Origin of the sequence: Mucilaginibacter sp. UR6-11, from assembly GCF_020880695.1 — a bacterium.
Lineage (GTDB): Bacteria > Bacteroidota > Bacteroidia > Sphingobacteriales > Sphingobacteriaceae > Mucilaginibacter.
In genome coordinates, this window is sequence record NZ_JAJIWO010000002.1 from 621,034 (window position 1) to 633,635 (window position 12,602).

General features: G+C 39.4%; 7 protein-coding genes. 2 read left to right on the forward strand and 5 right to left on the reverse strand.

The window, feature by feature from the left end:
• Nucleotides 1-62: 62 nt before the first annotated feature.
• A complete protein-coding gene (locus LJ658_RS08020; RefSeq protein WP_230545965.1) occupies nt 63-1,538 on the forward strand; it encodes a carbohydrate-binding protein in 1,476 nt (491 codons plus the stop codon).
• A gap of 67 nt (nt 1,539-1,605) precedes the next feature.
• Nucleotides 1,606-2,676: a PKD domain-containing protein gene (locus LJ658_RS08025; protein WP_230545966.1), complete on the forward strand. Its 1,071-nt coding sequence runs from the start codon at nt 1,606-1,608 to the stop codon at nt 2,674-2,676.
• A gap of 318 nt (nt 2,677-2,994) precedes the next feature.
• On the opposite strand, the gene LJ658_RS08030 is transcribed toward LJ658_RS08025, so the two are convergent.
• The 5 genes from LJ658_RS08030 to LJ658_RS08050 all read right to left on the reverse strand — a co-directional run bounded on the left by LJ658_RS08030 (nt 2,995) and on the right by LJ658_RS08050 (nt 12,584).
• Nucleotides 2,995-4,437 (reverse strand): TolC family protein, encoded by a 1,443-nt coding sequence (locus tag LJ658_RS08030; RefSeq protein ID WP_230545967.1) that lies wholly within the window; start codon nt 4,435-4,437, stop codon nt 2,995-2,997.
• Nucleotide 4,438: 1 nt separating this feature from the next.
• A complete protein-coding gene (locus LJ658_RS08035; RefSeq protein WP_230545968.1) occupies nt 4,439-5,113 on the reverse strand; it encodes an ABC transporter ATP-binding protein in 675 nt (224 codons plus the stop codon).
• Nucleotides 5,114-5,235: 122 nt separating this feature from the next.
• Nucleotides 5,236-7,617 carry an ABC transporter permease gene (locus LJ658_RS08040; RefSeq protein ID WP_230545969.1) on the reverse strand — a complete coding sequence of 794 codons (2,382 nt, stop codon included), beginning with the start codon at nt 7,615-7,617 and terminating at the stop codon, nt 5,236-5,238.
• A gap of 40 nt (nt 7,618-7,657) precedes the next feature.
• Complete coding sequence (locus LJ658_RS08045; RefSeq protein WP_230545970.1) at nt 7,658-10,060, reverse strand: ABC transporter permease; 2,403 nt, start codon at nt 10,058-10,060, stop codon at nt 7,658-7,660.
• Between the two features lie 157 nt (nt 10,061-10,217).
• Entirely contained in the window at nt 10,218-12,584 is a 2,367-nt protein-coding gene (locus LJ658_RS08050; protein WP_230545971.1) for an ABC transporter permease, read from the reverse strand.
• Nucleotides 12,585-12,602: the final 18 nt, after the last annotated feature.

The following is a 12,602-nucleotide window of genomic DNA, read 5'->3' on the forward strand; positions in this document are numbered from 1 at the left end:
TTACAGGTCAGAGGCTGTTTACAGCTTCTGACTTATTAACATAATATTAAATTTCAAAAGAAATGAAAAAAATATTTACCCATTTGCAATTAGGCCTTATAGGGTTAGTTGCGATTTTAGCCTCATCATGCCAGCATGAGAAGCTTAGCGAAGTGATTGTTCCACAATCGTTTACACCAGTTAGTGCTTCGCTGGTTACAAAAACCGAAGTTGGCGCGGGAAGCAACTTTACGCTTACCGGGGCTGATTTAACTGTGCCTGCTACTATCAATTTTTCAGGACCGACAAGCAGCGCATTTACAATCAACTTATCTACTAATATAGATACAGTTGCCAGTTTGATAACAGCTGGTACATTACCTGCCGGAACAGTAGCATTTTCATCTGGTTCTGCAGCTGTACTTCCACAGATAAATGTACCTGCAGGTGTTACATCTGTTAGCTTTAACATTGTCGTTAGCCGCTCAAGCATGGAACTTGCTTATGGTAAAAATTTGGCCGCTGCAATTAAAATTTCTGCCCCTACAAAAGGCAATACAATTGCATCCGGAAAATCAGCTATGATTTTTGTTGTTAAAACTACTGACGTATTAACTGCAGCTTCTATCCATGAAATTTCATTTGGTTCGGCAACTAAGGTTTATGATGTTTCTGCAAACCCTTCAAGCTATGTTACAGGCTCACTAAGTCTTACCGTTAGTATCCCTGTTGTTTTGCAAGGCGATCCGGGAGCAGAATTTACTGTGGATGTGGTTTCATCACCAGACAGTGTTACTAAATACATTAACGCAGGAACGTTACCTAATGCGGCACTTTATCCGGATGCTAATTTTTCTATAGGCACCCCTACGGTTAAAATATTGGCAGGTACCAATAGCGCGTTAGTAACATTTACAACAAAAATTGCTACATTATTAGCATTACAGCCTTCACCGGGGGCGCCAACTGTAAATTTACCAACGATTGCGCTTACGCTTAAAAATCCTAGCAAATATCAAATTTCCAAGACTAAAGTTACTACCCTGTTCGTGACTTTGAATCCTAACACATTTAGACCTTATTACGGTACGCCATTTTTAGTTAAAGGAGATATAGGTGCTGTTTCTGATCCAATTTACGGCGCTTATTATGATTTTGGTGGCGAAGGTATTGCTTATCATGACGACAATAACAAAGATGGTGACGGAAGCTGGAGAGCTCCTGATTATGTTGACACAAATCCGGATTATACACCGAGATCTGTTATAGGCTGGACCTCAAATAACGAATGGTTAACTTATAGCATATTCGTTCAACAAGCAGGCACCTACCAAATGAATACAATGTTAGGTTCGCCTGGAGATGGCAATACATATTCTGTTTATATTGATAACGTTCTTATTAATTCTAAACTACCTGTAAAAAATACAACTGATTACAGAAATCAGCAACCAAATTATTCAACTATAAACTTGCCAGCCGGATACCATATTCTGAAATTGTTTTGGAATCAGGCTCAATATGACTTTAGAAGCGTGACTTTTACCAGAACAAACTAAAAATACCTAGTGCCCTAATACCCAATACCCTAATTACCCTAATTAAAGATTTAAACTAAGTAGTGTTATGAAAAGATTAGTAAAACCACTCGGGTTATTACTTTGCCTTGCGGCTGTAATGTCCTGTTCAAAAAAGGTTGACTCGGTAGTAAGCGACCCGAAAATAATAAACCCGATATCAGATTTTACAATTACCCCCGATCCTACCGACGGATTTACATTTAAGTATAATAACTTATCAAAGAATTATACAAAATTGGAGTGGAGGTTTGGAGACGATACATTGAATACTGACGCGAATCCTACCCATACGTTTTTGGCTACAGGAAAATACACAACAGATTTAAAAACATTCTCTTCAACAGGGAATGTTTCACATAAATATGTTGACCTTTTTCTTGCACCGGATAGTATAATGACGGTAAATGCTGCTAAAACAGGCAATCCTTATGAGATTAAATTTGGTGTATCCATTAAAGCCAAAATTAAATCTATATTATGGACTATTAACGATGTTGACGCAGCAACTTCAGTAGTAACAACTACTAAAGATACATCAAGGACGCCGATTCATAAATTTGGGATAGGCAGCTTTAATAATTTTACGGTAACGGTTACTACCGATAAAGGTTCAGTTGTATCTATTAGTAGATCTGTTACTACAGAGGGTATTGCTACAGACATCACTCAGTCGCGTATAGCTTATAAGACAAATTTGGATAATAATACAAATAATGTTAATGAGAATTATACCAAATTGGTTGACGGTAATCCAAAAACTAAATTTGGTTATTATGCTGCTTTTCCTTTTCCACTTATCTATACACTTCAGTTTCCGGCTCCTGTAACCGTGAAATTATATGCAATAGAGAATGGTAATGACTCAGAAAGCACACGTGATCCAAAAGAATGGTATATCGAAGGATCTAACGATGGCAATAACTGGACGCAGTTAGACTACAGATTTCAATCCGTAGGTTTTGCTGACCAATTGAGGGCCCTGGGGCAGACTTCTACAAGATACTATCGGTTCTTTTATTACACCATAGCTACGCCTGGTGCATATAGTTATTACAGATGGAGAGTTACGCAAACATTTGGTGCATTCCAGATAGAAGAGTTCCAGTTGTTTAAGTAATTGACATTTATTTCGTTAAACATAGAAACCCGACTGCTTTGGCAGTCGGGTTTCTATGTTTAATAAGGTTTCATTATTCCTAAATCGTTATAATATTATTTTATTACCTGCCTTGCGAATGTTTAATTCGACTTAATTCTAAAGAATTAGCGGGAGATCATAAGTTTTAATGCCCGGGATTTAGACAAATTTGTTACAGTAATTTTATTGTGAAAAGATACTCCAATGTAGTTGGTCTAGTTAGCCGTGGGATTTAATAGATAATTATATTAACGGTTTATAAGATGTTAACCTTTACAGCGGAAAACATTGTTAATTTTACAGCGCTAATTTCCCTTGATAATAATCTAATATTTTAGTTCGTACCAGATAATCATAGCGGGCGTTGATAAGATTTGTTTTGGCTTTATCTAAATTGCCTTTAACGATGATAAAATCAACAGAAGTTAATGCCCCGGCGTTAAAGCGTATTTCTGCAATTCTAAAAGATTCTGTATAAGCCTCCACTTGATTATTCAATAATTGGTAACGTTCATACGCCGAGGTCATGTTAACATAAGCCTGATCTACATTTACTTTTAACTGTACCTGGTTGGCCTGTTCATTATATCTTTGTGTTTGCAGATTTAGTTTGGCAAGGGTTATTTTATTTCTGTTTTGAAAGTAGTTAAGGATAGGGATATTTAATCCCAAACTAACCGTAGTGCCATAGTTGTTCCGAAACTGGTCGCCATAACTGATGTTCTGGCTGGCGTAATTTTGCTGCATAGTATAAACAGTTTGTCTGCCTGATGAAGTCTGAATAAACTGGCTGGTAGGCACTACCGTTGAGTCCACAAAAATAGACCGTTGTGCAGCGCTGGAGTAATTGGTACTTAGCCCGCCTGATAGCGACAATGTCGGTAATAAATAGCCTTTGGCTACCTGCAGATTTTTTTCGGCACTTTGGCGGCGTAACGTCCCGGCCTTTATTAAAGCAAAGTTTGCCAGTGAACTCTCGTACACCTGATCGGCGGTTTGATTATAAGTCGCAGTTCTGCTATCAATTGCCTGGCGTTGAAATTTGATATTTTTGCGGTAGTTAACGTTCATCAACTGCAGCAAATTAAGCTTCGCAATCTCTAGTGAATTTTGTGCGTTAATCGCACCTATTTGATCAGTAGCTAATTGCCCTTTCAGATCATATAGTTGCGATGGCGGTACTGCGCCGTCTTTATTCAGCACTTCTGTCCGTTCCTCCTGCTTTTGCGATACCAGCGCCTGGGTGGCAGCCTGCGTAAGCTGATCTTCACTGCTCAAAACCTGCAAATAAGCTATAATTAAATTAAGCGTAAGGTCATTTTTAGCTTGTTCAAAATCCATCTGTCCGGCCTGGTAAGCCAGGGCTGTTTGCCGTATGCTGTTATGAAGCGTTAAGCCGCTCGATAAAATTATACTTCCGGCTAAATTGTAATTAGCTGATGTTATAGGCTGGTTTAGATAACCGTTAGTAAATGGGTTAAGGCTTCGGCCCTCACTTATACTATGGTTAATGGTGCCATTTATAGAAGGTAATAGGTTTTCGCGCGCCTGTTGCCAGTAAACGCGGCTGGCCTCCATTTGGGCTTCGGTTTGTTTAACCAGTAGGTTGTTTTTTACGCCGATATCAAGGCATTGCTGCAAAGTCAGTACGCTATCGGTTACCAGTTGTTGCGCGTACAAAGCAGTATTGCCCAGCAATATTACAACGACTATTAAAAACCGTTTTAACATTTTATACATCTTAGATATTTTTTGATGATTCTATGGTTCCGTCAAGCAAATTAATAATGCGCGAACCGTAAGCTGCATTTTTTTCGGAGTGAGTTACCTGTATAATAGTCATGCCTTCCTTATTCAGCTTGCTAAACAGCTCCATTATCTCGTCGCCCTGTTTAGAGTTTAGGTTACCTGTAGGCTCGTCGGCCAATAATAATTTGGGTGTAACAATAAGCGCACGTGCAATACCAACCAATTGTTGTTGGCCGCCCGAAAGCTGAGATGGGAAAAGATCTTTTTTGCCGACAATCTGGAAACGGTCAAGCATGTCGGCTACCAATGCTTTACGCTCGGCAGCTTTAACGTCCTGGTAAAGCAATGGCGTTTCAATGTTTTCATAAACATTAAGCTCATCTATTAAATGATAAGCCTGAAACACAAAACCAATATTTTTTTTATAAAGTGCCGAGCGCTGTTTTTCTTTCAGCTGATGCACCGGCTCATTCAAAAAATATTGATAGCCTTCGGATGGTTCGTCAAGCATACCTATTATATTCAACAACGATGATTTGCCCGAACCCGATGGTCCCATGATCGATACAAACTCGCCGGCATCAACGTCCAGGTTGATATTGTTTAAGATGGTAGTTTTTAAACTCCCTGCTTTATGGTATTTAGAGATGTTTTTTAGTGATAACATGTTATAGCTATATTAATTAATGTACCAAACGGTTAACTATTTGATTGTTAGATAAATGTATTGTAAATTTTGTAGGTGGCTTGTTCGCTATTGCACGGCAGGTGTACGGTTTTGATACACATCTATTCACTCCGCAAACTTTTAACAGGGTTAGCCAGCGCGGCTTTGACCGATTGAAAGCTAACGGTGAATAAAGTGATTAAAATAGCGGCTGCGCCTGATAGAATGAATACGAACGGAGTGATGGTTACACGGTACTCGTACTTTAACAACCAATTGTATATAAAATAATAAGCTATTGGTGATGCTATCAGGCAGCTGATAAATACCAACACAATAAAATCCGTAGACAGTAATAGCCATACCTGCCCTATTGAGGCACCAAGAACCTTACGTATGCCGATCTCTTTGGTCCGTTGTTCTGCAACATAGGCCACCAAACCAAACAAACCCAGGCATGATATCAATATAGCTAAGGCAGCAAATACACCTGCTAATTTGCCTACCAATACCTCAAGGTTAAATTTTTGATTGTAAGCGTCGTCCGCGAAGTGATAAGTGAAAGGGTAAGCAGGATTATATTTATCAAATATCTTTTCAATTTTTTCTATTGCTGTATGGGTATCAGCATTTGCTGTAAGGCGGTAAAGGGTTTGATTGCCGCGCCTGCCATGACTGAAAATTGCGGGTTCAACCGGTGTAAACGGGGAGACCATTAAAGCGTTTTGTACAACTCCAATTATCTTAACCTTATCTGCCCCACCATTCCAGCCTATTTCCTGGTTAATCGGATTTTTTAAACCCATCCTGGCAACGGCGGCTTCGTTTACTAAAACACTGCCGGTATCCCGCTGCCACGATGTCGAAAAATCATGACCCTGTAAGATCTTCATGCCTACAGTTTTAAAATAGTTATCAGACACCCGGACCGTTCCGATATTGATAGTTTCGTCTGTCGCGCTTTTTTGCGGCCAGTTTAAAACGGTAGTGTGGCTATAAATATCAGTAACGGGGCTGGATGCCCTGGCTACATCTTCTATTAATCCGGTTTGCATTAATTCGTTTTTCAACGCATCATAGTTACCGTTAAGATCATCGCTCATATCGCTCATCACCAATCGGTTTGTATCATAACCAGACGGACGATCCTTAGCATGTTGTATCTGTTGATAGATAATTACGGTACTAATTATTAAAGTTACTGAGCAGCTAAACTGTACCACAACCAGTATTTTGCGCGGAAGTGTAGCTGCTTTGCCGGCTTGTATTGCACCCTTTAAAACCTTTATAGTATTAAATGACGACAAATAGAAGGCGGGCCTGCTGCCTGCTAATAAGCCGGTTAATATTATGTAGCCGAACATAGCCAGCCAAAATGCAGGAATATTATAAGGAACAGTAATGCTTTCGCCGGTGAGCTCATTAAATGCAGGTAAAGCCAATTGTATTAAAACTATGGCCAGCACAAAAGATATGAAGGTTATTAAAACAGATTCGGTTAGGAACTGAAGGATCAGATCACTTCTTTTGGAGCCCATGGCTTTACGTACCCCAACTTCGCGCGCGCGTTTCTCTGATCGAGCGGTTGATAGATTCATAAAGTTAATACAGGCTATTAATAGCACTAAAACACCTATAATGCTAAACAGGCGCACATAATCAATAAAACCACCTACGGGTACGCCATTTTTATAATCAGAATATAAATGCCAGTCTTTTATCGGTTGCATGATTACCTCGGGCTTAAGAGGGCTCATCATAGGCGCCTTATCCCGTATAATCCATTTTATTTTAGGTGCAATTTTTTCATAACGGACACCGGGCTGTAACATTGCATATAGTTGGAATGAATTTTTACCCCAGTCGGTGCTGGTATTACCCCAGCCCTCCTGTGTTTCTGTAAAACTAAACGGAAAAAGATAGCTGAACCTGAAAGAGGAGTGGGCGGGGAGATCTTTGATAACACCGGTGACTTTCATGTTGGTTTGGTTATCTATCTTTACCAATTGCCCAATAGGCTCCTTATTCCCAAATAATGCTTTGGCTGTTGATTGTGTTAAAACAATGGAGTAAGTATCTTTTAAAACCGTATTTGCGTTACCTTTAATCAGCGGGAATTGAAACATCTTTAAAAAGTCTGACCCAACAGCCGAACCATCTAAGTAAAGTTTTTTAGTACCTACCATTAGTCCATGCGTTCCGTTCCAATCAGATTGAGCAACATATTTAATTTCAGGATATTCTTTTTTTAATACTTCTGCTAACGGTAGGGCCAGAGCGTTTTGGGTGTGCTTGCCATCATGCTGGCTGGTAAAGTTTACTTTTACCTGGTATAGTTGGTCGGCATCAGGTAAAAACCTATCATATGAGTATTCATTAAATACCCATAAGCCTATTAGCAATGCCACAGCCATCCCTACCGATAAGCCAACGATATTAAGTGCGCTGTAAGCCCTGTTTTTTAACAGATTGCGCCATGCTATTTTAAAGTAATTCCTTATCATAATGTTATCAGTTAAATATTTCCTAAACTGTTTACTATTTCTATTCGCTGCGTAAGCTTTTGACCGGGTTAGCGATTGCTGCTTTAACCGACTGAAAACTAATAGTAAGAAGAGCGATGAATAACGACAGCACGGCTGTAAAAACAAATACGCTTAACTTAATATCTATACGATAAGCGAAGCTTTGCAACCATTTGTGCATTGCGTACCACGCTAAAGGCCATGCGAGGAGGTTAGCCATCAAAACCAGTTTTACAAATTGACCCGATAGCAGCAATACAATACTTTGTACCGATGCGCCAAGTACTTTACGCACGCCAATTTCTTTTACTCTTTTTTCGGCGGCGTACGATGCCAGGCCAAACAAGCCAAGGCATGAAATAATGATAGCTAAGCCGGCCAGTATGCTCACAATTTTACTTATCTGGGCATCAGCTTTATAAACATCATTAAAGTGATCATCTAAAAATTGATATTCAAACGGCCGGTCCGGGAAGTTTTTTGTCCAGACTGATTTGATAAAAGCTAACGCCTCATTGGTCTTTCCGCCATTTATTTTTACCGATAACTGACTATAACCCCAGTTTCTCTGATTGAACATAAACATAGTTTCAACTTTATAATGCAACGAGTTAAAATTGAAATTTTTAGAGATGCCCGTAATGACACCCAACGAATCATTCCCGAATGATTGCCCTATAAGTGACGCTATCGGCGTGTTTTTAGGCTGATCTTTTAATAATTCATGGGCTAATTCTTCATTGATAATATATTCGCGACCACTGGCAGATTTTGCCGGCGAAAAATTTTTGCCGGCTATTAATTTTATGCCAAACAAGTTGAGGTAATTATTATCAACCACTAACTGTGTTAGTGCCAGTTGTTTTGCCGGGCCGTTTTTAGGTTTAAAAGTCACGCCGGTTTGATCTAAATGGCTTCCCAGCACATCCTGTGCTGCAGTTACTCCGGTAATTAATGAACTGCTTAAAAGTTGCTGTTTTAAAACGTCGTATTTTTGGTCGGTGTTACCGTCCAGCGGCACGGTTACTACTTGGTCCCGGGTAAAGCCGGGATCCTGTTGTTGCATATAGCGCAGTTGCTTAACTACAAAAAAGGTAGCAATCATCAGGAATACTGCACTGGTAAATTGCCCCACCACCAAAACATTTCTAAAAGTTCCTTTATTACCGCCGCTTTCGGTTGATCCTTTAAGAACTTGTACCGGCTTAAAGGATGACAGATAAACAGCCGGATAAATGCCTGAAACGATCCCTACAACTATTGTAAAGCCAATAATAATAGCTGCTGTACCCGGACTGGCCCATAAGTTAATACTAATATCTCTGCCACTTAAATTGTTAATATAGGGTAGGGATATCCACACTAAGATCATACCTGCGACCAAAGCAAATAACGACAGCATTATAGTTTCGCTTAAAAATTGCACCGCCAATTCAAGGCGACGTGCACCTATTGATTTACGCACACCTACTTCCCTGGCCCGTTCGGCCGAGCGCGCGGTAGACAGGTTCATGAAATTAATACAAGCGATCAGTAATACAATTAGCGCTATTATCGCGAAAAGATTAGTGGCCTTTTTATCAAACTTTTGATAGTTTATGTAATCTAGCCCTATATCAGCTGCGTTTGCATGTACATCTTTAAGTGGTAAAAAAAAGAGCTTATAAAACTTGGTAATGTCTGGCCGCCCTGAATATTTGAGCATATACGCGGGTAATTTGCTTTCTAAAATTGTAGCGTCAGTTCCCGGTGCCAGCTCAACATAAGTATCCAGCCAGTTGCCTCCCCAGCGGTTCATCCATTTGTGGTAAACGCTGCTGAACGAAAAAAGGCAATCAAACTGCATTTGTGAGTTTTTAGGTATATCCTGTAAAATGCCGGTTACCGCAAATATCACAGTGTCATTGCCGTAATGGGTAATGGTTTTGCCAAGCGGATTGACATCACCAAAAATCTTTTTAGCTGTTGCCTGGGTAAGAACTATACTGTTGGGTTTTTCAAGCGCTGTTTTACGGTCGCCGGCTATCAGTTTGAAATCAAACATTTGCAAAAACGTTGAGTCAACAGAAAAAGCTTGTGGCAAAAACATACGTTTATCCTGATAAGTAACCTGGTATTTATCGTTCCACTTAACCCGGGTAAAATTCTTTACTTGTGGAAACTCGTTTTTTAAAGTTGGCCCCATCGGGTACATAGACAAGCCCACCTTTTGTGACGATACCATGCCGGGGAAACTTTGCACCTCATTTAACCGGTAAATATTTTTAGTGTGAAAATTATCAAAGCTCTTTTCGTAAAAAACAAAGGACATAATAACAATGCACGCTGCCATACCCACTGCTAAGCCGGCAATATTAAGCGCAGAAAAGATTTTATTTTTCCAGAGGTTTCTCCAGGCTGTTTTAATGTAGTTTTTTATCATGACAAGTTTTTTTGGGTACTTAATTATTTATGGAATACCAACACTAATTTTTTTAACGCCTATGCAGCAAATAGCCAATCTTAATGGCCGAATATGTTTTATGCCGCATTAAATTTCGCTGCGCGATTTTAAAATAGCTTTACCATAAAAGATAAATTTATTCACTTCTTAAACTTTTAACCGGGTTAGCTAACGCGGCCTTAATTGATTGAAAACTTATGGTAAGGAACGCTATTAAAATAGCTGCAAAACCAGCGACACCAATTATCCACCAGTGTAATTGCGCACGATAAGCGTAACCCATTAACCACTTACTCATCATATACCAAGCTATAGGCGATGCTATTGCAAAGGCAATGATCACCAGTACTAAAAAATCTTTTGACAACATTGCGGTTATATTGGCAACACTTGCTCCCAGCACTTTACGTATACCTATTTCTTTTACTTTAACCTGTGCAGTATAGGTAGCCAGTCCAAATAAGCCAAGGCATGAAATAAATATGGCTATGCCGGCAAAAATATCAAACAGGATGCCTGTTTGTTGGTCGGTTTTGTACATTGCGTTATAGGTATCATCCAGAAAAGTGTATTCGTAGGGAAAGTTGGAATTGTATTGCTTCCAGAAGTTGTCGGCCAGTTTTATAGCTGCTGTAGCATTTTTACCACTGGTTTTTATAAACATTTGGTCGCCGGTAGGCCGGTAGGAAAAAATCAGGGGCTTAATAGTTTCTTTTAACGAGGCAAAATGAAAATCTTTTACCACACCTATAATAGTCCCGTCCAAAGAATGAAGTTTAAATCTTTTACCTAATGGATTTTTAATTCCGGTGATTTTAACCGCGGTTTCATTCAAAATAAAATTGGCTGTATCAGATTTGGATGCGGTAAAATTTCTTCCAGCTATAAATTGCACCTTGAACATCGGTAAAAAATCTTTATCTATTTCAAACGGGCTTATCAGTAAAGTCGTGTTTGGGTCTTTTCCATCCCAATCGGTATCGCCGGTATTGCTGCTGCTGTTAATAATGCTGTTGTCGCTGGCGGTGACGCTTAGCACTTCTGGATGAGTTAACAATTGGGCTTTAATAGCCGTATAGTGGTCGCGCATGTTGTGCATACTCAATGCAAAAACATGCTCTTTATCATATCCTAATTGTTTGGTATGGATATAATTTAATTGCTTGTTGATAATAATGGTACCAATGATGAGCCCTATTGAAAAAGCAAACTGACAAACCACTAAAGCTTTACGGAAAGATGCATTGCCTGCGCCCGAAATTTTACCTTTAAGTGCGCTAATAGGCTTAAAAGATGATAAAAGCAGTGCCGGATAAATGCTTGACGCAACCAATGTAGCAATTACAGTTAGTGCCACCACCTGCCAAACATTAGCGCTAAACAGGTCAAAATGCATTTGTTTGCCTGCTATTTTGTTGTAAAGCGGCATAGATATATAAATCAGTATAAAGGCCAGCAATAGCGCAATGGTAAAACACAAAGCCGTCTCTATAATAAACTGTATAAAAAGTTGTTTTCTGTCGGCGCCGATAATTTTGCGGATGCTAACTTCTTTTGAGCGTAACATTGCACGCGCTGTTGAAAGATTAACATAGTTAATACACGCGATAATCAGAATGAGGATGGCCACAATAGAGAATACTTTTACAGTTTGTATACCTGCTGCTGATCCATCGGGATTGTACAGATGAATATCGGCCATTGGCTGGAGCTGAAAAACGCCATCTGAGGATTTGCTTTTTTGATATTTAAAATGGATCCGGGTAAGTTTCTCGCCAATAGCTTTGGTAGATTCATTGGCTTTTATTTGTAAAAAGGTTTGTGCAAAATAGTTGCCCCAATCCTCATCCATTGCTTTCCAGTAGTCTTTGCCATCATATTCTTTACGCTTACGATCGATAGAAAATAACATATTGCCGGTAATGCTTGAGTTGCCGGGAAAATCAGCTATGACGCCTGATACCGTGTAAGGATCTTTACTATCAGCCATCAATGTTTTGCCGACAGGATCAACACTGCCGAAGTAACGTTTTGCGGTGCGTTCTGTAATAATGACAGACTGGTCATTGATGAACGGCTTATTGATATTGCCTTTCAACAACTTAAAATCAAACATTTTAAAAAAACTATCATCTACAAAGGCCAAATTATTGCCATTTTCTCTTAATATTTTATCCTTGTATCTGAAAGTGCTGTAGTTATAATTTTGGATTATCCGCACGGCATTAATTACGCCCGGTACGTCTTTAAGTGCATGAAAGGCTACCGGAGCAGACACGTTCCCCCAAACCTGCCTGCTTGCGCCCGTACCAATGGATGCGTTTACTTTATAGATCTGATCAATTTTAGTGTTGAAACGGTCATAGCTCAATTCATCCTTTACCCATATTAAAATCAGCAGGCCAACAGCCAAACCAATTGTAAGGCCAATAATGTTTATAGCACTATAAAATTTTTTGCTGATTAAGTTTCGCCAGGCGGTTTTCAGATAATTTTTAATCATGGTCGAGGTTGTTAGTTA